Origin of the sequence: Jiella flava (genome assembly GCF_017349315.1) — a bacterium.
GTDB lineage: Bacteria > Pseudomonadota > Alphaproteobacteria > Rhizobiales > Rhizobiaceae > Jiella > Jiella flava.
Map to the genome: position 1 here is coordinate 156698 of NZ_JAFMPP010000002.1, position 23624 is coordinate 180321.

Here is a 23624-nt window from a genome sequence, read left to right on the forward strand (position 1 = left end):
GGTTACTCCGCCGCTTCGGCCAGCCGCGCCGGACGGCCGCGGGCGGCGGACCGGTCGAGATCGCGCGACAGATGCTGCATGACCAGCGCCGAACCATCGGACAGCATCGCCTTGTAGCTGGCGATCGCGCGGGCAAAGCCGTTATAGACGATGACGGCGGGGATCGCCGCAACGAGGCCGATGGCGGTGGCGAGCAGCGCCTCGGCGATGCCGGGCGCGACGACGGCGAGATTGGTGGTGTTCGCCTCGCTGATGCCGATGAAGGCGTTCATGATGCCCCAGACCGTGCCGAACAGGCCGACGAAGGGAGCGATTGAGCCGATCGTCGCTAAAATGCCGGTGCCGCGATTGAGCGAGCGGGCGGCATTGGACTCGATGCGCGACAGGCCGATGGCGACGCGCTCCTTGATGCCCTCGGCGGCGAGGCCGACGGAGCGCTCGGTCTCGGCCTTGGCCGACTTGGCGAGATTGCCGACCGGTCCGCGCCAGTCTTTCGCCAGAAGATCGCCGACGGCCTCGTTGAGCGAGGTCGCGCGCGTCAGTCGCTTGATGCCGGCCCGGGCTCGCCATTTCGCAGCGAACACCTCAAACCCCTTCACCAGAAGGATCGTCCAGGTGGTGAGGGAGGCCAGAGCCAGGGCGATCATCACGCCTTTGACCACCCAGTCGGCGGCCAGGAACATGCCGAGCGGCGACAGATCGTGGGGCAGTTTGTCGTCCCGGGGTGTCTGGATCGCAGCAGGGGGCTCGGACAAAGAGGGTGTCGGGCTCGCTGGACGGTCGGTCTTGTCGCTGGCGGCGGGGGGCGGAGCGGGCGATATGGAATCGGAGGGGGGTGCCGCCTTGCTCGGCGCTGTCGCGGGGGCGGCGTCAGAGCGTCCGCCGGGCACTGTCGCCGGGGTCGTGGCTGGAGCGGTCTCGCCCTTTGCCGAGGGACTCTCCGCGGGCGGTGTCTGGGCGCCGACGCTTCCAAGGGCCGCGACGGTGACGAACACCGACAGCGCGATCGGTCGCAGGATCGAGGCGAAGCGGAGAGACATGGCGAACTGACCACCGGTTGCTGACTTCGACAAGGGGCGGTCGCCTGCCAGACGGCGGCGCCGCACACCCGCTTCCGGTCTCCTTTAAGGAAAGATGATGTCTTTAGTCAACTTAATCGGTGCCCTTGTGTCGCAAAAGACAAGATTTCGCGGAGGCAAACGCCGATGGGCACAACGGGTCATCTCCACCGCGCCGCTTGAAGGTCAGATCCCCGGACCACAGCGATCGCGGCGGGGATCAGCCGAGATGTTTTTCATAATCGGATACGAGAAGGTGTAGCGGCGCCTCGTCCTCTTCGATCTCGGCAAAACGCCCGAGCGGCTCGCGGAACACGTTGTCGGTCAAATCGTCATTGACCGTTGACACCTCGCCGATGAAGACGTCGGCGCCCTCGGCCCAGAACGCATGCCAAACGCCCGGCATCAGGGTGACGCTCTCGCCGGGATCGAGCTTCAGATGGCTGCCGGCCGGCATCTTGCGCATAATGCCATCGGTCGGCACCACGACTTCGGCGCTCGCGTCGACGTCGCCATTGGCGTCGGACATATAGAGCTCCAGCACCAGCGTGCCGCCGCCGCGATTGATGATGTCCTCGGCCTTCACCACATGACGGTGCATCGGAGAGAGCTGATTCTTACGCGAGATCATCGCCTTTTCGGCATAGAGCATGCCGCGCCCGCGGGTAAGATCCTCGGCCTGGCCATTGCGAACGGTGAACAGGAACAGGCCAAGCTCGTCAAATCGGCCCCGGCCGTAATCGGTGATGTCCCAGCCGAGTCGTGCGTCGACGATGCCTGCCAGATCGCCGCGCCGGCGGACCATCTCCTCTGGTGAAAAATAGGCAAAGGGCGGCAAAACATAGCCGAAGGACCGAATGAAGGCGTCCGATTCGCGGATGATGTCGTTGATCACCGAGCGTTTCATCGCGGCTATACCTCTGTTGCTGCTGTTGTCGTGGCCCTTGCCCGTCGGCGGGTCGGGCGAAGCTTTACACCGGCGCGCGGCTCACGTCAGCGCCGTCATCACGCTTTTTTGGTAGGCCGGCCGGATTTTCAACCGTCCGTACCAGGCGGCAAGATGAGGCAGGTCCGGCCGGTTGATCGGCATTTCGAACCAGGCATAAGCGACGGCGCCGAGCGGAATATCGCCGATGCCGAGATCCTCGCCGGAGAGATAAGGGCTCTTGGCAAGCGCGGCATCGGCAATCGCCAAGAGCGCGCTGCAGCCGGCGATGCCGTTCTCAATCGCAGCGTCGTCGCGGGTCTCCGGCGTCATCCGCACGACATTCCAGAAGACGTCGCGAAATGGTGCGGCGAGCGAGGTCGACGCCCAGTCCATCCACTTGTCGGCTGCGGCCAGACGAGCCGGATCGGTCGGGGTGAATGGCAGTTTGCCGTAGCGATTGGCGAGATAGCGCACGATCGCATTCGATTCCCAGAGGACCAGATCACCATCTTCGAGCGTCGGGACACGACCGTTCGGATTGAGCGCACGATAAGCCGGCGTCTCGACCACGCCGAAGGCGCCGCCGGCATCGATCCGCTCATAACTCAGGCCCAGCTCTTCGGCGCACCAGAGCACCTTGCGGACATTGGAGGAATTGATTCGGCCCCAGATCTTCATGGCGTGGCTCCCTGACATCGTGTTGCCCGCACGCCGCTCCTCGGGCTCGGGCGGACGAATTCCAGCGTTTCCGTTGCCATCTCCCTGAAAACAACGAGCCCTGCCGATCGTGCGGCAGGGCTCGTGTCGTCAGGCGGATGCGATGATCCTGGCCGCGTCTCAGTCGCGCTGATCGATCGCAACGTAATCGCGGAGTGGCGCGCCGGTATAGAGCTGGCGCGGACGACCGATGCGCTGATGCGGATCCTCGATCATTTCCTTCCACTGGGCGATCCAGCCGACGGTGCGCGCGACGGCGAACAGCACGGTGAACATGGTGGTCGGGAAGCCGAGGGCCTTCAGCGTGATGCCGGAGTAGAAGTCGACATTCGGATAGAGCTTCTTCTCGATGAAGTATTCGTCGGTGAGCGCGATGCGCTCCAGCTCCATCGCGACTTCCAGCAGCGGATCGTCCTTGATGCCGAGCTCGTCGAGCACCTCGTGGCAGGTTTGCTGCATGATCTTGGCGCGCGGGTCGTAGTTCTTGTAGACCCGATGCCCGAAGCCCATCAGGCGGAAGGGGTCGTTCTTGTCTTTCGCGCGGGCGATAAACTCGGGGATGCGATCCTTCGACCCGATCTCCATCAGCATGTTGAGCGCGGCCTCGTTGGCGCCGCCATGGGCCGGGCCCCAGAGGCAGGCGATGCCGGCCGCAACACAGGCAAACGGGTTGGCGCCCGACGAGCCGGCGAGCCGCACCGTCGAGGTCGAGGCGTTCTGCTCGTGATCGGCATGGAGGATGAAGATCTTGTCCATGGCGCGGGAGAGAACCGGGTTGATCCGGTAGGGCTCGCACGGCACCGCGAAGCACATATGCAGGAAGTTTTCCGCGTAGGAGAGATCGTTGCGCGGATAAACGAAGGGCTGGCCGATGTGATATTTGTGGGCCATCGCCGCGATGGTGGGCATCTTGGCGACCATGCGCAGGCTCGCGACCATCCGCTGATGCGGATCGGCGATGTCGGTCGAGTCGTGATAGAAGGCCGAGAGCGCGCCGACCGAGCCGACCATGACCGCCATCGGATGGGCATCGCGGCGGAAGCCGGTATAGAAGCGGCTCATCTGCTCGTGAACCATCGTGTGCCGCGTCACGCGGTAGACGAAATCGTCCTTCTCGCGCTGCGTCGGCAGTTCGCCATACAAGAGAAGATAGCAGGTCTCGAGATAGTCGCCCTTTTCGGCGAGTTGATCGATCGGATAGCCGCGATGCAGCAGCACGCCCTCATCGCCATCGATATAGGTGATCTTCGATTCGCAGGACGCCGTCGAGGAGAACCCGGGATCGTAGGTGAACACGCCACCCTGCTTGTAGAGGGTGGTGACGTCGATGACATCCGGACCGAGGGTGCCGCTACGCATCGCCAGACCGGCATCCGTCGATCCGAAATTGAGTTTCGCCGACTGTTCTGTCATGCGTCGTCCTTTCATGAATCGCGACCACGCAGGCGCTTTTCGCAGCGCACACGTTTCAGCCACACACTGCCTACTCCAAAGGCTTAGCCTGGACAAGTTCCACGCCGCCGCCGTGTGCGGCGCAATATGATGCCGTTGCGTTCAGCCGGCCTGATCTTGCAATCGGGCCAGGGATTCGTCTTTGCCGAGCACCGCCAGAACATCGAAAACGCCAGGGGAGGTGGTGCGTCCGGTGAGCGCCGCGCGCAGCGGCTGCGCCGCCTTGCCGAGCTTCAGTCCGGCCGCTTCGGCATAGGTCCGAACCAGGCTCTCCAGGGTCTCGGCATCCCAAGGCTGGGCTGCCTGGAAAATCGGCAGCAGGTCTTTCACGACCGTCCGGCCGCCATCGGCGAGGATGGCTTCGGCCTTTTCATCCAAGGTCAGGGGGCGCTTGACGAAGAGGAATGCGGCGCCGTCCGCGAGCTCGACCAGCGTCTTGGCGCGCTCCTTCAGACCCGGCATGGCGGCGGTCAGCTGGGCGCGGGTGGTCGCTTCGTCGGCGCTCGTCAGGATCGCGCCATTCGGCAGATGGTCGCGGTTTTCCATCAGCAGCGCGACGAGTTCGGTGTCGCTGCTCTGGCGGATCCAATGGCCGTTCAGCGCCTCCAGTTTCTTGAAGTCGAAGCGGGCGGCGCCGCGATTGATCTGCGGCAGATCGAACCAGGCGATCATGTTTTCGGTGGAGATGATTTCCTCGTCGCCGTGGGCCCAGCCGAGCCGCACGAGATAATTGCGCAGGGCGACCGGGAGAAAGCCCATTTCGCGATACGCCTCGATGCCGAGGGCGCCGTGGCGCTTCGACATTTTGGCGCCGTCCGGGCCGTGGATCAGCGAGATATGGGCCATCACCGGGACGTCCCAGCCCATCGCCCGATAGATCATCGTTTGGCGGCCGGCATTGGTCAGGTGGTCATCGCCCCGGATGACGTGGGTGACGCCCATGTCGTGATCGTCGACGACGACGGCGAGCATGTAGGTCGGCGTGCCGTCCGAGCGCAAAAGGACGAAATCGTCGAGATCCTTGTTCGGGAAGCGGACCGTGCCCTGAACCTGATCCTCGACCACCGTCTCGCCGTCGAGCGGCGCTTTCAGCCGGATCACCGGATCGATGCCGGCGGGTGCCTCGGACGGATCGCGGTCGCGCCAGCGCCCGTCATAGCGCGGCGGACGCTTTTCAGCCTTGGCCGTTTCGCGCATTTCGTCCAGCTCGGCCGGCGTGGCATAGCAGCGATAGGCCTGGCCCTTGGCGAGCAGCTCTTCGGCGACGGCGCGATGACGCTCGGCCCGAGCGAACTGAGACACTGCCGGCTCATCGGGTGAAAGCCCGAGCCAATCAAGGCCGTCGATGATCGCCTGAACCGCCGGTTCGGTCGAGCGGGCACGGTCGGTGTCCTCGATCCGCAACAGCATCTTGCCGCCCTTGGCGCGGGCATAGAGCCAGTTGAACAGCGCGGTGCGGGCACCGCCGATATGCAGGAAACCGGTCGGCGAGGGGGCGAAGCGGGTGACGACGGTGTCCGCCATAGGGGCTCCAATCATGCAAAGGGTTGGCTGAAGCGGGGCAAATCGGCCATCGCTTTCCTGCGCGGGCTGTGTAGCATAGGCGGATCGAGAGGCAAGCGGAGGCACGGGAGCGTTGCCTCAGACGCCGGCTGGTCACGAACGCATCAGGCCACCGTCACCGGTCGAACGACATCGGTGGCGCGGTCGCTTGCGGTCGGCATTGCGCGACGTCGACACCGAGCCGCCCTTCGGGGAGGAGGGCGATGGCTGCCTGGCCGCGGCCCGGCGCTGGCTCGCGCGGCAAGTGGCGATCGAGACGGCGCATCGGTCGGGCTTTCACGTCATTCCGGTCGCGCTGATCGCCGGCATGATCGCCATCTTCGCCCTCGACTGGCGTCCCAATCTCGCAGCCACGTTCATCGCCGCCGCGCTGTTTGTCGCCGCGGCGGTCAGCGCCGCATCCCGCCCGGTGCTCAAAGCCGCTCTGGTTGCGCTCGCCGGACTTCTGGTCGGCGCGCTGGTTTCGCTCATCGATCTGCAGCGCACCGACACGACGATCATCTCCGGCACCGTGACCACCCGGATCGCCGGCACCGTGCTTGCGGCGTCCAGGGATGAGAAGGGCCATATGCGCTATCTCATCGCGATCGCGGGGACGGCGCGGCCGGCGTTGTCGCGCCCCCCGCAGCGCGCGCAGATCGTGGTCGTCGCCCATCACATGCCGAAACAGCCGGGCGATCCCTATGACGGTTTGGTTCGGCTCTCGCCGCCATCCGGGCCGGTCGCGCCGGGCGCTCATGATTTCGCCTTTCAGCCGTTCTTCGACGGCGTCGGCGCGCTCGGCTTCGCCCTCGGCGCGCCCGATGCGAGGCCGGCTCACGGTCTTGCCCGGCCACCGCCACTGCAGGGCTTCGAACGGTTGCGGATTGGGCTGGAGCAGATCCGCGATGCCATGACCGCGCGGATTGCCGCCACCGCGGGCGGCGAGGCCGGCGCGGTCGCCGCGGCGCTGGTGACCGGCAATCGGGCCGGCATTTCAGACGAGACCGAGACGTGGCTGCGGGGGATCGGTCTCGCCCATGTCCTGTCGATTTCGGGTCTGCATCTGGCCATCGTCGCCGGCTCGGTGCTGCTCCTTTTGCGCTGCGGCTTCGCTCTGATTCCGGGTCTTGCCCTTCGCTATCCGGTCAAAAAGATCGCGGCCGGCGCGGCGCTGATCGTCGCCGCCCTCTATCTGCTATTATCCGGCGGCAACGTCGCCACCCAGCGGGCCTTTGTCATGCTTGCTGTCATGCTGGTCGCGGTGATGGCCGACCGCCAGGCGCTTACCCTGCGCAATGTGTCGCTGTCGGCGATAATCGTCGTCTTGATCGCGCCGCATCAGGTGACGACCGCGAGCTTCCAGATGAGCTTTGCGGCAACGCTCGCGCTTGTCGCGGGTTATGGCGACGTCATGCGCTGGCGCCCGCGCGACACCCTGCAGGTCGAACGCCCGCACGCAATTCGCCTGCTGGGGCTCGTCGGCGCGGCGCTTCTCGGCATCGCCGCCAGCTCGATCATGGCCGGAGTGGCGACGGCGCCGCTTGCGGCCTATCATTTCCACCGCATCGCGCCTTTCGGGTTGGTCGCCAACATCCTGATCCTCCCGCTCTTCACCCTGATCATCATGCCGCTCGGTCTTCTCGGCACGCTGTTGATGCCGTTCGGTCTCGACGCCTGGTGCTTCCACCTGATGGGGTTGGCGATCGAGCTGGCGCTGGCGATCGCCGCATGGCTGTACGCCCTGATGCCCGACCACGGCACCGGCCCGATCGCTGGCATCGGCGTCGCGCTGCTGGCCGGAGCGCTTCTCTCGTTTGCCTATTTCGCCAGTCATCTGCGCTGGGCGGCGGCGCCGCTGGCGATCCTCGGCCTGCTCACCATCCGCGACACCAGCCCGCTGCCCCAGCTGCTGGTCTATGAGGATGGCCGCACCATCGCCGCCTTCGAGCCGTCAGGCGCGATCGCCTATCTCGCCGCGGGGCGTCCGCGCTTCGTCGCCGATCAATGGGCGCGCGATTTCGGCTCAGGGCCGGCCCCTGGTGATCCTGCCGCCTCTCCATCCCGCAGCCTGCGTCGGATCCAGCCGCCCTGCGACGACAAGATCTGTCGTTTCACCACCCGCGACGGTTTGCGGGTCGTCTGGACCAGCGACTACAAGCGCACCGGCGAGGCCTGCGACGGCGGCGATATCGCCATCGTCGCTCGGGCGATCCGTCTGACGCATTGCCGCTCGGGCGCGATCCTCGTCACGCTCAGAACGCTGCGCGAGACCGGCTCGCTCGCCTTCAGCCGCGACCCGGCCACCGGCAAAGCGGTCGAGATCCGCTCCGTCGCGCCGAGCATCCAACCCTGGAACCGCCATCGCCTTGCACCCTGGCCGCACGGCCGGGGCCGCCCCAAAGCATCAAAACTGCGCCGGCCCTTCCGCCGAACCGACCGTGCCGCCGATCGCACGATCGACAGCGCCGCTGAACGCGCGGCCAACCAAGCGGCCGGGCGCGCCGCGGGCCAAGCGGTGGCGCCGACGGACGACGCCGATCAGTAGCGCCGGATCAGACCCACCAGCCGGCCCTGCACCTTGACCCGGTCGGCGCCGAAGATGCGGGTCTCATAGGCGGGATTGGCGGCTTCCAGCGCAATTGTGTCGCCGCGCCGCCGAAAGCGTTTCAGCGTCGCTTCCTCGTCGTCGACGAGGGCGACGACGATGTCGCCGGGGGCCGCAGTGTCCATCCGGCGGATCACCACCGTATCGCCGTCAAGAATACCCGCCTCGATCATCGAATCGCCTTTGACGTCGAGGGCATAATGCTCGCCATTGCCGAGCATTTCCGGCGGCACCTGAATCGAATGGGTGTTGTTCTGAATGGCCGAAATCGGCACGCCTGCGGCGATCCGGCCCATGACCGGCACCGACACTGCACTGTCGCGATGGCCCTCCATCACGCGAGGCGCCGAGATGGAGGCCGGGCGCCGCGTCATGGCGGCCCCCTCCGCTTCGCTGCGCTGCGCCCCGAGACTGCCTTCGATGACGCTCGGCGTGAAGCCGGTCTTGCTCATCGTCGCCGGCCGGCCGCTGCGAATCGAATCAGGCAGCTTCACAACCTCCAGCGCTCGGGCGCGATTGGGCAGGCGGCGGATGAAGCCGCGTTCCTCGAGCGCGGTGATCAGCCGGTGGATCCCGGACTTCGAGCGCAGCTCCAGCGCGTCCTTCATTTCGTCGAAGGAGGGGGGCACGCCACTTTCCTTCAGCCGTTCATGGATGAACAACAGCAGATCGTGCTGCTTGCGCGTGAGCATGACGAGCCCCTTAAAAACAAAACCTGAACAAACCTATCTGTTCTAGTTGTGTTCTGCAAGCCCTGTCCACGTGCTTCTTGCGAGAAAGACGCAAATCTCTCGCTTTGGCTGATCCTGTCGCAGCATTTGTAAAGACCTCCAGCATCGGCCGCGGGCAGCCTTCGACGTCCGCTGCGCATCGCGCGATTCACCGGGGCCGCAGGCCTGCGGCAAAAGGGCGACGTTCGAGGGGAGGAGCGGCGGCGGCTGCGCAGGGCGGCGAGGAAACCGCCATCGGCCGTCGACGGATTGCCAAAGACGGTTTGCTCGGCGGGGGATTTGGCGCTGGACAGGACGAACAAGCTTTTCTATAAGGCCGCCACTCCCTGCCGGGGCGGCACATGCGGACTGTTCCGCAGGCAGCTTGCGGCGGCGGCGCCCAGGTAGCTCAGTTGGTAGAGCATGCGACTGAAAATCGCAGTGTCGGTGGTTCGATTCCGCCCCTGGGCACCATTTCTCCCGATCGAAGCTTTTGCGAGAGTCTTTTTGCCGCGCCTGGGCGCGTGAGGCTATCGGTTGGCCGGGGCGATCAGAACTCCTCCCAGCTCTCCACATCATTGGCCGCTGCCGGCGCCGGCGCGGCATTCGACTGGCGGCGGATCTGAGCGACGGGTCTGGCCGCTGCCGTGAGTGATGCGTGTTCGGCGCCTCTGGCGCGTTGGGTCTTGAAGCGTGCCATGATGGCGGAGAGGCGATCGTTGTCCGTGCCGAGCGTCTGGCAGGCCGCCGTGGTCTCTTCGACCATTGCGGCGTTCTGCTGGGTGACCTTGTCCATCTGATCGGCTGCGGTGGACACTTCCTTAAGGCTCGTCGCCTGGTCCTTGGCGTTGGCGGCGATCTCGGCGATGATTTCGGTCATCGAGGCGACCTCGGTGACGATCTCCTCCAGCGATTGGCCCGAGGCCGTCACCAGCGTGACGCCCTCCTCGACCTGCCCGCGCGAGGTGGTGATCAGCCCCTTGATTTCCTTCGCCGCCTCGGCCGAGCGCTGGGCGAGGCTCCGCACTTCCTGGGCAACCACGGCAAAGCCCTTGCCCGCCTCACCGGCTCGGGCCGCCTCGACGCCGGCGTTCAGGGCCAGAAGATTGGTCTGGAAGGCGATCTCGTCGATCACGGCGATGATCTGGTTGATCTGCTGCGACGAGGCTTCGATGGCCTGCATGGCCGTCACCGCCTTGGCGGCGACCGCGCCGCCCTTGGTCGCCTTGCCGCGCGCCGCCTCGGCGGTCTTGAGGGCGTCGCTCGCGCCGTCGGCGGTGTCGTTCACGGCGGTGGTCACGTCGCCGAGTGCCGCGACGGTCTCCTCCAGCGAGGCGGCCTGCTGTTCGGTGCGCTGGGCGATGTCGTTGGTGGCGACGATCATTTCCGAGATGCCGTTGCGATTGGCGGCAGTCAGCCCGATGACCTCCGCAAAGGCGCTGTCGAGCTTGGCCACGCTGTCGTTGAACAGCGCCCGCACGCCCTCGTAATCGACGGAGAAGGGCTGGTCGAGCCGAGTGGTGAGATCGCCGTCGGCCAGGCGCCCGAAGCCGGCCTCGACCTCGGCCATGAAGAATTCGTGGGCCTTGACGTATTCGGCGCCTTGTTCGTCCTGATGGCGGCGCTCGATCTCCTTTTGCGCGGCGGTGTCGATTGCCTCCTGGCGGAGCGCCTGCTGGTCGATCACCGCATGGCGCAGCTTTTCGACCGAGCGGGCCATCCGGCCGATCTCGTCCTTGCGCTCCAGCCCGTCGACGCTGCCTTCGGTGTTGCCCTCGGCGACGTTCGTCACAGTCTCGGTGAGATTGCGCAGCGGTTTGAACATGCGCCGGGAGGCGAGCAGAACGGCGAAGCCGATCAGCAGCGAGGCGACGACCGCGACCAGCGCCAAGCGGGTCTGCAGCGCATCGGTCGAGGATAGAAATTCGGATTTCGGAACACCGACATAGAGAATGCCGATCGTCTGACCGTCCCTGTTCTTGATCGGATCATAGGCGGTGAAGAACGCCCGGCCGAGAATATCGGCTTCGCCGCGATAGGGTTTGCCGGCTGTCAGCACCGCGTCATAGACCGGGCCCTTGGCGAGCCGTGTGCCGATCGCCCGGCTGCCATCCGCCTTCATCACATTGGTCGCGATCCGTCGGTCGCCCATGAAGATCGTCGCGGTGCCGCCGACGAGCGCCTTGATGCGGTCGACCGGCGTGTTGAAATCGTTGAGCGGCTGGAATCCGGCATAGAGTTTGTCGTCGCTGAGCTTGAACCACTCGCCATAGCGGCCGAGCACGTCCCAGGCGACCCGCATATTGGCCTCCTGGCGCTCGGTCGCGGTGCGCATGCCGTTGGCGTGAACCTCGATCAGCGCAACCGAGGAGAGAATGACCGCCAAGGTGACGATGGCGCCAAAGACCATCGCCGAGACTTTTGCTGAAAGGCTGGATTTAAGCATGGAACGACCTGTTGTCCGAAATTGCCGCAAGGAAGCCGGGCTGTCGCAGGCCTGGCCAGGATCCAGGATCTGCGCTGCATCACGAGGCAGGTCTGTAAGGTTGCATTCCAAGACTAAACATTTCGTTGCTGTATTATCAGTGTACGCTGTTGGAGGCCGCCGATTTTCAGACTGTCAGACGGTTGAGCGCAGATGAAGCGTTCATGCAACGGGTCGGATGCGCGCTGCTCGATCGCTTTAGCCGGTGAATCGCTTTCGGCTATTTTCAAAAGACAGATGAGTGCAAAAAACTTCGAGGCGTGTTGCTTGCGGCGCGCGTCGGTGCATGCTGAAGTGAGCTACTCCCCGATCGTTGGACAGTTCGCGCGGTGATTTAAGCTACTCTCTGCCGCTGCTGGTCATTTTCGATCTGGTTGAAGTAGACCACGGCGGGCGGCTGTCCGCCATGGGCGGCGAGGGGCCGCTGGTGATTGTAGAAGGTGATCCACCGGTCAACGCCCGCCTTGGCCTGAGAGCCGGTCTCCCAAGCGTGCAGATGGACGCACTCATACTTCAGGGATCGCCAGAGGCGTTTGATGAAGATGTTGTCGAGACAGCGCCCTTTGCCGTCCATCGAGATCCGCGTGCCGATCCGTTTCAGCCGATCAGTCCAGGCAAAAGATGTGAACTGCGACCCCTGATCGGTGCTCATGATCTCAGGCGGTCCGAAGCGATGGACCGCCTCGTTCAGGGCCTCAACGCAGAAGTCGGCCTCGAGCGTGTTGGAGATGCGCCAGGCGAGCACTTTGCGGGTGAACCAGCCCATGACAGCGACCAGGTAGAGGAAGCCCCGGCGCATCGGCAAATAGGTGACGTCGGCGCACCAGACCTGGTGGGGCCGATCGACCCGCAGGCCACCCAGCAGATACGGGTAAGTCTTGTGCCCCTTGGCTGGTTTGCTCGTGTTCGGCTTCTGGTCGACCGGCATCAAGCGCATGAGCCGCATCAGCCGCCGGATGCGCTTCTGGTTCACAGGATGGCCGTCGTTCTGCAAGTGCCAGGTCATCTGCCGGACCCCGTAGAACGGCGCTTCCAGGAACTGCCGGTCGATCACCTGCATCAATGCCAGGTTCATCTCGGTCTCGCCCTGAGGCGCTTAATAAAACGAGGAGCGCGAGATCGACAGCAGACGGCATTGCGTCCCGACCGACAGCGAGGGGTGGGCACGTTCAATCATCCCGCGCCTCACTTTCCGGTCCACGGCTTGAGCTTTCTAGACAAAAAATCGTTGGCGACACCCAGTCCCCCGATCTTGGCATGCGGCGAGCGCACCGTCTCCTCGTCGACCTCGGCCTTCTTCTTCCCGCCGCGTTCGAAGATCTCCGATGCCCCCTCGAGCAGCGCCTTCTTCCACTGATGGATCATCGTCGGATGCACGCCGTATTCCGCGGCCAGCTGCGACACGGTCCGCTCGCCCTTCACGGCTTCCATCGCGACGCGAGCCTTGAAGCCCGCGTCATGGTTCCTGCGTTTCGACATGTTCTGATCTCCTCGTTCTTGGAGACCAGCCGATGTCAGATCGTAGCTTCCGTAACCGTCCGATTTTCGGGGGGTAGCTCATTGCTTGCGTATTTACATCGACGTTGAGAGCCGTGTTAGCCGACGGATTATCTTGAAAGCGCCCAAGCCATAAGTCGCGCGAAGGCTATGTACCGCAATTTCTTCGCTTGCTGAGCGGGAGTATTTTCTCGGCCACGGCGGTAAGGCGAACAGACGCAAGTTTGGGACCGTTCCCGAGTCACCAGCTACTGTGTTGACCAAGTGTTGACCAACGCCAGAAAAGAGATGGATGCCTTGAGTGCTGGTCAGATAATTAGTTGATTTTATTAAGAAAAATGGAGCGGGCGAAGGGATTCGAACCCTCGACCCCAACCTTGGCAAGGTTGTGCTCTACCCCTGAGCTACACCCGCCCGCTCCCCGCTGCGCATCATTTCCGGCGCCGCGAACGGGCGCTATATGGCCGAAAGAATCGGACAATGCAACAGCCAAAATTGGCGCCGCGGCAAATTGTTGGCCAAGGGCCTGGCGAGAGTGGCCAAGGCCTTCAAGCCGCGCGCCACTTGGGATATGGCGAAACCGGTGAAGCTGAGGAGCGAGCGGTGGAGAGGCCGATGCCGGCGACGCGTGACGAACTGATGACGTTTCTGTCCGATCTCGGTGTCACGGTGACGACGATCGATCATCCGCCGCTTCACACCGTCGCCGAATCGCAGAAACTGCGTGGCACGATTGCCGGCGGCCACACCAAAAATCTCTTCGTGAAGGACAAGAAGAGCCGGCACTTTCTCGTTGTCGCGGAGGAGGATCGTGCGGTTGATCTGAAATCGCTTCACAAGCTGATCGGAGCGCAAGGGCGCCTGTCCTTCGCCGGACCCGATGCGATGATGGCGATGCTGGGCGTCACGCCCGGTTCCGTCACCGCCTTCGGCGTTCTCAATGATCGCGGTGGTCAGGTCACCGTCGTGCTTGATGAAGGCCTCACCTTACACGATATGGTGAACTGCCATCCGTTGACCAATACGGCGACCACCACGATTGCCATCGACGGATTGATGACATTCTTCAAGGCCACCGGGCACGAGCCGCTGATGACACGACTCGATACGCCGGCGGAACAGGCAAGGGGGCAGGACGGATGAACGATAACCCTTACAACAATTCGCAAGGCGGTTTCGGACAGCAGACGGTTGGTTTCGGCGGCGCCGGCGGGTCGGGTGCGGCGCCCCGCGCGGGACAGCCCGCGGCCGGCGGGCTCGAAGGGTTCGGCCAGCCAGCGGGGTCGGCTGCCGGCGATCTGATCAAGGACACGACGACGGCGAATTTTACCGCCGACGTCATCCAGGAATCGCGTCACCAGCCGGTGCTGGTGGATTTCTGGGCGCCGTGGTGCGGACCCTGCAAGCAACTGACGCCGATTCTTGAAAAGGCGGTCCAGGCCGCCGCCGGTTCGGTCAAGCTGGTCAAGATGAACATCGACCAGCATCCCTCGATCGCCGGTCAGCTCGGCGTTCAGTCGATCCCGGCGGTCTTTGCCTTCGTCAACGGCCAGCCGGTCGACGGGTTCATGGGGGCGCTGCCGGAGAGTGAGGTCAAGGCTTTTATCGGCCGGCTCACCGCCGGCCAGCCGGGCGGCGACCCGATCGGCGAGGCGCTTCAGGAGGCGAGCGCGCTGCTGGACGCAGGCGATGCCGGCAGTGCGGCGCAAATCTTCGGGGCGATTCTCCAGCACGAGCCAGGCCATCCGGCCGCGACGGCAGGGCTTGCCGAATGCTATCTGAAGACCGGCGACAGCGAGCGGGCCAAGGCGCTGATCGATCAAGTCCCTGCCGACAAAGCCGAGGATCCGGCGCTGACGGCGGTGGTGGCCAAATTGAAGCTGATGGAGGAGATTGCCGAGCTCGGTGATCCGGTTCAACTCCAGGCGCGGCTCGACGCCAATGCCGACGATCATCGGGCGCGCTTCGATCTGGCGCTGATCGCCAATGCTCGCGGCGAGCGCCAGATTGCGGCCGATCAGCTCCTGGAAATCATGCGGCGCGATCGCAGCTTTGACGACGACGCGGCCCGGCTGAAGCTGCTCGACCTCTTCGCCGCCTGGGGGGCGGCGGATCCCGCCACCAAGGAGGCCCGGCGCAAGTTGTCCTCGTTGCTGTTTTCGTGACGCGTCGCCCCGCCGGCAAGGCCGCGTGGATGATCGAGCCCGTTGGTTGACGCTGTTCTTTGCCGAAAAAGATTTTGCTTCGCGTCATGATGACGAAGAGCCGAGAGCTGGGTTCCAAAGACAAGCGTGTCGGCGTGATGCCGGCGCGCGTCCACGGCCGCGGGGGCCGCGTGGGCTTGAGATCGCGCTGCGTCGATCCAAATTCGGTTGACGGGAACGGAGGCTGTTTTGGTTCAGGCGGGAAATTTCTATTACACGGACGAGACCGATCTGCCGGCGACGATCCCGGTGTTTCCGCTGTCCGAGGCGTTGCTGTTGCCGAGCGGCCAGCTGCCGCTGAACATCTTCGAGCCACGCTATATCGAAATGATCGACGACGCCATGGCGGGCGAACGCCTGATCGGCATGGTCCAGCCGAGCCTTGACGGTGCCATGCGCGAAGATGGCCGTCCGAAGCTGTGCGAAGTCGGCTGTATTGGCCGGATCACCTCCTTCGCCGAATCCGGCGACGGGCGTTATGTGATCAGTCTGCAGGGTGTTGCCCGGTTCCGGGTGGTCGAGGAAATGGCGGTGCGCGCCGCCTACCGGGTCTGTCGCATCGCGGCGTTCTTAGGCGATCTGGAGGCCGGCAAGGGCGCCGACGAGGTCGACCGCGAGGGCTTGCTACGGGCCTTTCGCCATTATCTCAACGCGAATCAGATGGATGCCGACTGGGACTCGATCGCCCGGGCATCGAACGAAACCCTGGTCAACGCCTTGTCGATGATGTCGCCCTATGGCGCGGCGGAAAAACAGGCGTTGCTCGAAGCGAACGATCTGAAGACCCGGGCCGAGACGCTGGTCGCGATCACCGAGATCGCTTTGGCGCGAGACGGCGGCGAGGACGGCGCGCCGACCTTGCAGTGACGGCTCGCGGCGTGTCCGGCGCCATGGTAAGGCGTCGGCTCGGCACGAGGCGAGCCGGCGGGGCGGGGCGTTCGGCGGTGGGCCGATGGGCGGCGACGATGGGCGACAAAACGGCGTGATCAGCCGGTGGCTGGAACAAAACGGACAAGATGATGAGCGAACGCAGCAAGGACGATCAGCCCGATCCCCGACTTCTCGAACTTTTGGTCTGCCCGCTGACCAAGAAGCCGCTGGTGTTCGATCGGGAGGCCAACGAACTCGTTTCGTCCGCGGCCAAGCTCGCCTATCCGATCCGCGACGGCATTCCGATCATGCTGCCGTCGGAAGCCCGGGAAATCGAATAGACCGCGCGTCACTCATCCTTCGCCGGTGACGGTGGTGCCGCGACCGCGTCAGCACGGGATCCGTTCGGCGGCCGGGGATGTCCGGCGTAGAGCATTCTTGCCCGGTGGTCTGATCGGCCGATGTGTCGACTCCATCAGACTGCGCGTCCTTTGTGCATCCTCTCGGACGCATGGAGCGCTAATCAGCGCCCATTGCCGCATCATGTTCCTCGGTCATGGCCAGCCAATCCTCTTCGCAGCTCTCCAAGGTTCTTGACGCGTCGGCGCGCTGCTTGTTGAGCGTCGTCGCCTTGACGGGATCGCGCGTGTAGAGCGCCGGGTCGGCCAGCGTCTCGTCGAGGTCACCGATCGTCTTCTGCAGCCGCGAGATTTGGATCTCCAACTGGCTGATCTTCTTCTTCAACGGTTTCAGCGCCTCGCGCCGCTCCGCCGCCTGCCGGCGCTGATCGACCTTGGAGACCTGCGGCTGCTGCGGCTCCGGCTCGGCCGGATCCTGCCCGGCACCGCCCGCCGCGCCGCCGCCGCTGCGCGTGCCGGAAAGGATGAGCTTCTTGTAGTCGTCGAGATCGCCGTCATAGCGCGCGACGGTGCCGTCGCCGACGATCCAGAGCCGGTCCATCGTCGCCTCGACCATGTGCCGGTCATGGCTGATCAGGATCACGGCGCCGGGATAGTCGTTGAGGGCGTGAACGAGGCTTTCGCGGGCTTCGATGTCGAGATGGTTGGTCGGCTCGTCGAGAATCAGAAGGTTGGGCGCGTCGAGTGTCGCAAGGCCCATGAGCAGGCGTGCCTTCTCGCCGCCCGACAGGCTGTCGGCGGCGGTGTCCATCTTCATCGTCGGCAGCCCCATCTGGGCGACCTTGGCGCGCACTTTGGCTTCCGGCGCGCCGGGCATCATCCGGCGCACGTGCTGGACGGCGCTTTCGGCCGGGCGCAGATCGTCGATCTGATGCTGGGCGAAGAAGGCGATCTTCAGCCCCGGCGCGCGGGTGATCGTGCCGGTCCCGGCCTTCAGCCGTTCGGCGAGCAGCTTGGCAAAGGTCGATTTGCCGTTGCCGTTCTGGCCGAGAAGGGCGATGCGATCCTCGGTGTCGATCCGCAGATCGAGATTCTTCAGGATCGGCCGGCCGGGCTGATAGCCGACCGAGACGCCCTCCATGCGGATGATCGGCGAGGCGGCCTGTTTCTCGGGGGCGGAGAAGACGAAGGGCGTGACGTGCTCTTCGACAATCGCCTGCAGCGGGCGCATCCGCTCCAGCGCTTTCAGCCGCGACTGGGCCTGACGCGCCTTGGTGGCCTTGGCACGGAAGCGCTCGACGAAGGCCTCCATGTGCTTCTTCTGCGCTTCCTGCTTGGCGATCGACTTTTGCAACAGCTCGATCTTCTCGGCCCGCTGGCGTTCGAACTGGTCGTAATCGCCGCGATAGAAATTCAGCTTCTTCTGGTCGAGATGGACGATCGCATTGACGGCGTTGTTGAGCACGTCACGGTCATGGGAGATCACCAGCACGGTGTAGGGATAGCGCTGGACGAAATTCTCCAGCCAGAGCGTGCCTTCCAGATCGAGATAGTTGGTCGGCTCGTCGAGCAGCAGGAGATCGGGTCGCGAGAACAGCACCGCCGCCAGCGCGACACGCATGCGCCAGCCGCCGGAAAAGGACGAGGCGGGACGCGCCTGCGCGACCCTATCAAAGCCGAGGCCGGAGAGGATCGCCGAGGCGCGGGCTTCGGCAGAATGGGCATCGATATCGGCCAGCCGGGTGTGAATGTCGGCGATGCGCGTCGGATCGGTCGCGCTCTCGGCCTCTTCGAGCAGGGCCAGCCGCTCGGTATCGGCCTTGAGCACGATCTCGATCAGCGACTCCTCGGTCCCCGGCGCTTCCTGGGCGACCTGGCCGAGCCGGGTGTTCTTCGGATAGGAAACCGAACCGGTTTCCGAGGCGAGATCGCCGGTGATCACCCGAAACAGCGTCGACTTGCCGGCGCCGTTGCGCCCCACAAGGCCTGCCTTGGTTCCGGACGGAATCGTCAGGCTGGCGTGGTCGATAAGCAGGCGCCCGGCAACGCGCGCGGAAAGGTCGGTGATCTGAAGCATGGCGGTCTTTTGCCACGGGCCCGGCCAGGGGGAAAGAGCTTTGGCAGTTCGTTCGGTGCAAAGCCGCATTGCGGCCTCGGCATGATCGGCCGATCGATCGGAAGGGCAGGGCGGATGGTCGGCAAATTCGATCGCGGCCGTGCCCCGGCGCTTTTGTCAGACACGGTCAGACCGGCTGGTTCGTGACCAAAATTTAAGGCAGGTTGAACAAAGCCGCTGCGCTACAAGGACCGAGGACTTTGTCGAAACCGCTCGGAGCCGATCCCTTGACCACTTTCTCCCATCGCCGCTTTGCCATTGCGCGGACTGCGGCGCAGCGGGCCGCGAGCCTTGCCTGGCTGGTGACGGTGCTGATTCCGACCGTTGCCAGCGCCCATATCCTGCGCGGCGCGCAGGGCGGCTTCGGCAGCGGTTTTCTGCATCCGCTGTCCGGCCTTGATCATTTCCTCGCCATGTTCGCGGTCGGCCTGTGGGGTGCGCAGATGGGCGGGCGGCAGGTCTGGACCCTGCCGGTCGCCTTTCCGCTGATCATGGTGGTCGGCGGCATCATCGGCATTTCCGGCTTCCATCTACCCTATATCGAGACCGGCATCGCGCTGTCGATCCTGGTTCTCGGCTTGGTCATCTGCGTCGCCTGGAAGGCGCCGGAATGGATGGCGCTGCTGCTGATCGCTTTCTTTGCGATCTGCCACGGCTATGCCCATGGCGCCGAATTGCCGCTGGCGGCCGATCCCGCCGACTACGCCATCGGCTTCGTGCTCGCCACCGGTCTGATCCATATTCTCGGCATCGGCGTCGGTCTCCTCGTCGGCCGCTTGTGGCGGGGCCGGGTTTCGCAGATGCTGGGCGGCGTCATCGCGCTCGGAGGCGTCTACTACCTTGTCGCTTGAGGCCCAAGAACGGCAGGATCATCGCATCGCCGGGCTTTTGGGTCCGGCCTTGCTGCTTGCCGAACTGGCCTTCGCCGCGATCCTCTATCTGCAGCCGGCGGCCTCGCTCGACACCCTGTTCTGGTGGACGGCCTATGGGCCGATCGCGCCGGAGCGCTCGATTCCCATTCTGGCGCTCGGCCTTGCCCTCGGTCTCGTCGGATGGAAGGTCCGCTGCGCCGCGCTGATCTTTGCCGTTGCCGGATTTGCCGTCGGAGTCTTCGGGCAGGTCGCTTGGCTCAATCTCTTGGCGCTGCTGCCGGCGGCGACGGCGCATGACTTCTATGTCGGCCCGGTCTCGTCAATCGTCGCTGGCCTTGCGCTGATTTGCGGGATGCGGCTGCGGCCGGTGGTAACGCCCATCGCCGCCTTTCTGCTGGCGGCCTTGTGGGCGCTGTGGATCAACCTGCTCGATCCGACGATGCACGATCTGAAGATCACGCTCGCCGGAATCGCCGTTGCCCTGGCGGTGCTGGGCGCGGTCACGCCGACGGTGCTGGCCTATCGCCGGCCCTGGATGTTCGTCGCTGCGCCGATCGGCGGTAGTTGGCTGGTGGCGATCGGACTGCTTTATGGCGGCACGTATCTTGCGACCAAGCCGGTGCCGTTGACGCCGCCGCCGCCGCCGGCCAAGACCGCGCCGGATCCTGGCCTGATGGATGGGCTGTTCCCGACCCAAGGCCAAGCCGATGGCCAGACGGGCTCGGCCGGCAATGACCTGATGCCCGGCGGCGAAGCGAAACCCTTTTAACGCGGCGTCTTTCAGATAGGGGACGGATGGTGCGAGTGATCAGCAAATTCTGGCGCCGGTCAGCATCCGGGCTCGTTGTCGGTCTCGTTTTGGCGACGGGCGGTCCGGCGATCGCCCATCCCAACATCATGATGCAGTGCCGGGTCCTGTTCAATTTCAAGGGCGATCTGATCAATGGCATCGGCGAAGCCTGGACTTTCGATCAGACGTTCAGCGACGAGCTGATGAAGGATTTCGACGCCGATCACGACGGCAAACTGTCGGATGCCGAATCGCGCAGGATGGGTGCCCAGGTGATGACCAATCTCGGGGCGTCGCGCTACTTCACCTATATTTCCGTCGACGGCCAGGACATCGGAAAACCGAAGGCCTCGGGCTTTCGCGCCGCCGTCCAAAACGGCATCGTCTCGATCGCCTTCGCCGTACCCCTGCCGCAGCCGATCGATCCGCGGCAGCACAAGCTGACGGTGGAGATCAAGGATCAAGAGTTCTTCGTTTACGCGCTGTTCGCGACGCCGAGCCCGGTGTTGATCAAGGGCGCCGGTGGCACCGAGGATGGCTGTACGCCGAAGGTCTATGACGATAAGGCCGGCGCCTATTGGGGCGGGGCGATCATTCCCCAGGCCGCGACGCTGGTCTGCAAATAGCGCCCGATCCGCGCGGCGGCGCACCCAATCAAAGGATGAAACGCGGACGGCCGCTCTCACCCTTTGAATCGACGCATCGTGCTTTGCCGAAAATCGATTCCGATTTTCGGGCCGCGCGGTTAAACCTGCGCAGCCGTTGGCTTTGCTTGCGCTGTCGCCCGCGTCGTCAGTTGAACGACGGTGGTTTCGACAGGTCGACGCCGCCGGTGCCGGTGCCACCGGTCGCAGGCTCAGCCGGGGTCGACCCGCTGCCATTTTCGAGCTGCAGCGGCGGCAGGCCGAAGGCCGGCGCTTGGCCGCTCGCGGCGGGGGCCTTGGCGCCCGCGCCGCTGTTGCCGGACGGGGCGTTTTGCGGCGTCGTGTCGTTGCCGGGGAACTGCAGCGGCGGCAGGCCGAAGCCGCCATTGCCGGCATTGCCCGAGGCACCGTTGCCGCTGGACGGCATGCCGAGCGGCGGCAGGCCGAAGCCGGCATCGCCGTTGCCGCCGCCGCCAAAGCTCGGCAGATCGGCCTTGAAGTCCTCGACCGCCGGAGCGGGCGTTGCCGTCTTGTAGCGCATCACCATGCCCGGGAAGGCGATGGTGAGGGCCACCATCACGATCTGGATGCAGACGAAGGGCACTGCACCCCAGTAGATCTGGCCGGTGGTGACCGGCGCCATCCGCTTGCCGGTGACGCGGTCGAGATAGGGCACCTTGGCCGCGACCGAGCGCAGATAGAACAGCGCGAAGCCGAAGGGCGGATGCATGAAGCTGGTCTGCATGTTGATGCCGAGCAGCACACCGAACCAGATCAGGTCGATGCCGAGCTTGTCTGCGACCGGCGCCAGGAGCGGCACGATGATGAAGGCCAGCTCGAAGAAGTCGAGGAAGAAGGCCAGAAAGAAGACCAGAACGTTGACGACGATCAGGAAGCCGGTCTCGCCGCCGGGCACCGAGGTCAGCAGATGCTCGACCCAGACATGGCCGTTGACGCCGTAGAAGGTCAGGGAGAACACCCGCGCGCCGATCAGGATGAACAGCACGAAGGCTGACAGTTTGGTCGTCGACTCCATCGCCTGAACCATCAGCGAGGTGTTCAGCTTGCGCTTGGAGAAGGCCAGGATCAACGCGCCGACCGCGCCCATCGCGCCGCCTTCGGTCGGCGTCGCGACGCCGAGGAAGATGGTGCCGAGGACGAGGAAGATCAGAGCCAGCGGCGGGATCATCACGATGATCACCTGCTGGGTGAGGTAGGATAGGAGCTTGAGCTTCAACGTCTTGTTGAGAACAGCAATGGTGTAGATCACCGCGACGCCGATCACCGCGCCCCAGATGCCCGCGCCCTGATGGGCCCAGCCGGCGAGATAGAGGGTCGCGCCATAGGCGATCGCCACGCCGGCGACGAGGCAGGCAATCAGCGAGGTGACGCCGCCGCCGAGCGTGCGCGCTTCCGGCGGCAAGGCCGGGGCCGATTGTGCCCGGAAGATCGTCATGCCGAAGACATAGGCGACGTAAAGGCCGGTCAGGACCAGTGCCGGCACCAGCGCGCCGGAATACATGTCGCCGACCGAGCGGCCGAGCTGGTCGGCCAGGACGATCAGCACCAGCGACGGCGGCACGATCTGGGCGAGCGTGCCCGAGGCGACGATGACGCCCGAGGCGAAGCGGCGATCATAGCCGTAGCGCAGCATGATCGGCAGCGAGATCAGGCCCATGGCGATGACCGAGGCGGCGACGACGCCGGTGGTGGCGGCGAGCAGCGCGCCGACGAAGATCACCGCATAAGCGAGACCGCCGCGCAGCGGGCCGAACAGCTGGCCGACCGTTTCCAAGAGATCCTCGGCCATGCCGGAGCGCTCGAGGATCAATCCCATGAAGGTGAAGAACGGAATGGCGAGCAGCGTCTCATTCGACATGACGCCGCCGAAGAACCGGTCGGGCAGCGCTTTCAGCAGCGGCCAGAACAGGTTGATGTCGGGTGACAGCGGCGCCAGCTCGACGCCGACAACGAAGAAGCCGAGGCCGATCGCCGCCAGCGCGAAGGCGACCGGATAGCCGAGCAGCAGCACCACGACGAGGGTGATGAACATGATCGGCGCGAGGTTGTGGGCAATGAACGCGATCATCGACGTGGCGCCTCGCTGTCGGGAGCGCCGTTCGCGCCTGTCGGTGTCGGTGTGCCGCCTTGCTGTTCGTCTGGGGCCAGTGTCGCGAGTTCGGCGGCCTCGGCATGGCCGGCGCCGGCCGGTGTCTCATCGGGATAGCCGGCAAACAGCACCGCCGCGCGCTTGATCAACTCGGAAATCGCCTGCAGGAACAAAAGCGCGAAACCGGCGAGCAGCAGCGCCTTGGCCGGCCAGACGATCAGGCCGCCGGCATTCGGCGAATATTCGTTGATCTCGTAGGAATGCAGGACATAGGGCCAGAGCAGATAGACCATCAGCGTCACGAAGGGCAGCAAGATCACGAGGTGGCCGAGGAAGTCGATCCAGTCGCGGGTGCGCTTCGACAATAAGCTGGAGACGATATCGACGCGGATGTGCTCGTTGCGCTGCAGGGTCCAGGCGGCGGCGAGCATGAAGATCGCGCCGAACAGATACCACTGCAGCTCCAGCCATGCGTTGGACGAAATATCGAAGATCTTGCGGATCACTGCATTGCCCGCGCTGACCAGGACGACGACCAGCACCAGCCAGGCAACGGCCCGACCGATGAAGGTGGTGATCCGGTCGATCCCGCGTGCGAAAGACATGAGCGCCGACATGCGGCTTATTCCCCCCAATCATCATGGATCGGCGAACAGGCTTTG

18 protein-coding genes, 2 tRNA genes and 1 pseudogene are annotated in these 23624 nt (G+C 64.7%); 9 read left to right on the forward strand and 12 right to left on the reverse strand.

Features of this window, described 5'->3' with window-relative positions; translation table 11 throughout:
- Nucleotides 1-2: 2 nt before the first annotated feature.
- From exbB to gltX, 5 genes are all read right to left on the reverse strand, one after another.
- Nucleotides 3-1040, reverse strand: a complete 1038-nt coding sequence (exbB, locus tag J1C48_RS03385; protein WP_207256321.1) for a tonB-system energizer ExbB — start codon at nt 1038-1040, stop codon at nt 3-5.
- A gap of 238 nt (nt 1041-1278) precedes the next feature.
- Nucleotides 1279-1965: a D-lyxose/D-mannose family sugar isomerase gene (locus tag J1C48_RS03390; protein WP_207256322.1), complete on the reverse strand. Its 687-nt coding sequence runs from the start codon at nt 1963-1965 to the stop codon at nt 1279-1281.
- Between the two features lie 81 nt (nt 1966-2046).
- Nucleotides 2047-2664: a glutathione S-transferase family protein gene (locus J1C48_RS03395; protein WP_207256323.1), complete on the reverse strand. Its 618-nt coding sequence runs from the start codon at nt 2662-2664 to the stop codon at nt 2047-2049.
- A 159-nt stretch (nt 2665-2823) separates the two neighbouring features.
- The gene (gene gltA, locus J1C48_RS03400; RefSeq protein WP_207256324.1) at nt 2824-4116 is read right to left on the reverse strand and encodes a citrate synthase; all 1293 of its coding nucleotides are present in this window, start codon (nt 4114-4116) and stop codon (nt 2824-2826) included.
- Nucleotides 4117-4257: 141 nt separating this feature from the next.
- On the reverse strand, nt 4258-5679 hold the full coding sequence (gltX, locus tag J1C48_RS03405; RefSeq protein WP_207256325.1) for a glutamate--tRNA ligase: 1422 nt from the start codon (nt 5677-5679) through the stop codon (nt 4258-4260).
- 187 nt (nt 5680-5866) lie between these two features.
- Here gltX and J1C48_RS03410 point away from each other — a divergent pair, with 187 nt between their 5' ends.
- Nucleotides 5867-8245: a ComEC/Rec2 family competence protein gene (locus J1C48_RS03410; RefSeq protein ID WP_207256326.1), complete on the forward strand. Its 2379-nt coding sequence runs from the start codon at nt 5867-5869 to the stop codon at nt 8243-8245.
- Here J1C48_RS03410 and lexA read toward each other — a convergent pair.
- Nucleotides 8239-8997 (reverse strand): transcriptional repressor LexA, encoded by a 759-nt coding sequence (lexA, locus tag J1C48_RS03415; protein WP_207256327.1) that lies wholly within the window; start codon nt 8995-8997, stop codon nt 8239-8241. The genes J1C48_RS03410 and lexA overlap by 7 nt on opposite strands.
- A gap of 416 nt (nt 8998-9413) precedes the next feature.
- Here lexA and J1C48_RS03420 point away from each other — a divergent pair.
- A tRNA-Phe gene (locus J1C48_RS03420) sits at nt 9414-9489 on the forward strand.
- Between the two features lie 76 nt (nt 9490-9565).
- Here the strand turns inward: J1C48_RS03420 and J1C48_RS03425 are convergent.
- The 3 genes and pseudogenes from J1C48_RS03425 to J1C48_RS03435 form a co-directional block, all read right to left on the reverse strand.
- Nucleotides 9566-11461: a methyl-accepting chemotaxis protein gene (locus tag J1C48_RS03425; RefSeq protein ID WP_207256328.1), complete on the reverse strand. Its 1896-nt coding sequence runs from the start codon at nt 11459-11461 to the stop codon at nt 9566-9568.
- A 373-nt stretch (nt 11462-11834) separates the two neighbouring features.
- A pseudogene (locus tag J1C48_RS03430) lies at nt 11835-12979 on the reverse strand (IS3 family transposase).
- 357 nt (nt 12980-13336) lie between these two features.
- A tRNA-Gly gene (locus tag J1C48_RS03435) sits at nt 13337-13411 on the reverse strand.
- A 201-nt stretch (nt 13412-13612) separates the two neighbouring features.
- Between J1C48_RS03435 and J1C48_RS03440 the strand changes: the two genes are divergently transcribed.
- The 4 genes from J1C48_RS03440 (at nt 13613) to J1C48_RS03455 (ending at nt 16412) form a co-directional block, all read left to right on the forward strand.
- Nucleotides 13613-14140, forward strand: coding sequence for a prolyl-tRNA synthetase associated domain-containing protein (locus J1C48_RS03440; protein ID WP_207256329.1), 528 nt, complete (start codon nt 13613-13615; stop codon nt 14138-14140).
- Entirely contained in the window at nt 14137-15162 is a 1026-nt protein-coding gene (gene trxA / locus J1C48_RS03445; protein ID WP_207256330.1) for a thioredoxin, read from the forward strand. Before J1C48_RS03440 ends, trxA begins: the two co-directional genes overlap by 4 nt.
- A 228-nt stretch (nt 15163-15390) precedes the next feature.
- Nucleotides 15391-16068 (forward strand): LON peptidase substrate-binding domain-containing protein, encoded by a 678-nt coding sequence (locus J1C48_RS03450; protein WP_207256331.1) that lies wholly within the window; start codon nt 15391-15393, stop codon nt 16066-16068.
- A 152-nt stretch (nt 16069-16220) separates the two neighbouring features.
- Nucleotides 16221-16412: a Trm112 family protein gene (locus tag J1C48_RS03455; protein WP_207256332.1), complete on the forward strand. Its 192-nt coding sequence runs from the start codon at nt 16221-16223 to the stop codon at nt 16410-16412.
- A 178-nt stretch (nt 16413-16590) separates the two neighbouring features.
- Here the strand turns inward: J1C48_RS03455 and J1C48_RS03460 are convergent, their stop codons facing one another.
- A complete protein-coding gene (locus J1C48_RS03460) occupies nt 16591-18507 on the reverse strand; it encodes an ABC-F family ATP-binding cassette domain-containing protein (protein WP_207256333.1) in 1917 nt (638 codons plus the stop codon).
- 239 nt (nt 18508-18746) lie between these two features.
- Here J1C48_RS03460 and J1C48_RS03465 point away from each other — a divergent pair, with 239 nt between their 5' ends.
- Genes J1C48_RS03465 through J1C48_RS03475 form a run of 3 tightly spaced genes read left to right on the forward strand, consistent with a single transcriptional unit; the run spans nt 18747 to nt 20834 of the window.
- Nucleotides 18747-19397 (forward strand): HupE/UreJ family protein, encoded by a 651-nt coding sequence (locus tag J1C48_RS03465; protein WP_231081553.1) that lies wholly within the window; start codon nt 18747-18749, stop codon nt 19395-19397.
- Nucleotides 19387-20187, forward strand: coding sequence for a hypothetical protein (locus tag J1C48_RS03470; protein ID WP_207256334.1), 801 nt, complete (start codon nt 19387-19389; stop codon nt 20185-20187). Before J1C48_RS03465 ends, J1C48_RS03470 begins: the two co-directional genes overlap by 11 nt.
- Before the next feature lie 35 nt (nt 20188-20222).
- Nucleotides 20223-20834 carry a DUF1007 family protein gene (locus J1C48_RS03475; protein ID WP_207256335.1) on the forward strand — a complete coding sequence of 204 codons (612 nt, stop codon included), beginning with the start codon at nt 20223-20225 and terminating at the stop codon, nt 20832-20834.
- Between the two features lie 166 nt (nt 20835-21000).
- Here J1C48_RS03475 and J1C48_RS03480 read toward each other — a convergent pair whose 3' ends face one another.
- Both J1C48_RS03480 and J1C48_RS03485 read right to left on the reverse strand, forming a co-directional pair.
- Entirely contained in the window at nt 21001-22941 is a 1941-nt protein-coding gene (locus J1C48_RS03480) for a TRAP transporter large permease (protein WP_207256336.1), read from the reverse strand.
- Nucleotides 22938-23579: a TRAP transporter small permease subunit gene (locus tag J1C48_RS03485; RefSeq protein ID WP_207256337.1), complete on the reverse strand. Its 642-nt coding sequence runs from the start codon at nt 23577-23579 to the stop codon at nt 22938-22940. Before J1C48_RS03485 ends, J1C48_RS03480 begins: the two co-directional genes overlap by 4 nt.
- Nucleotides 23580-23624 lie beyond the last annotated feature (45 nt).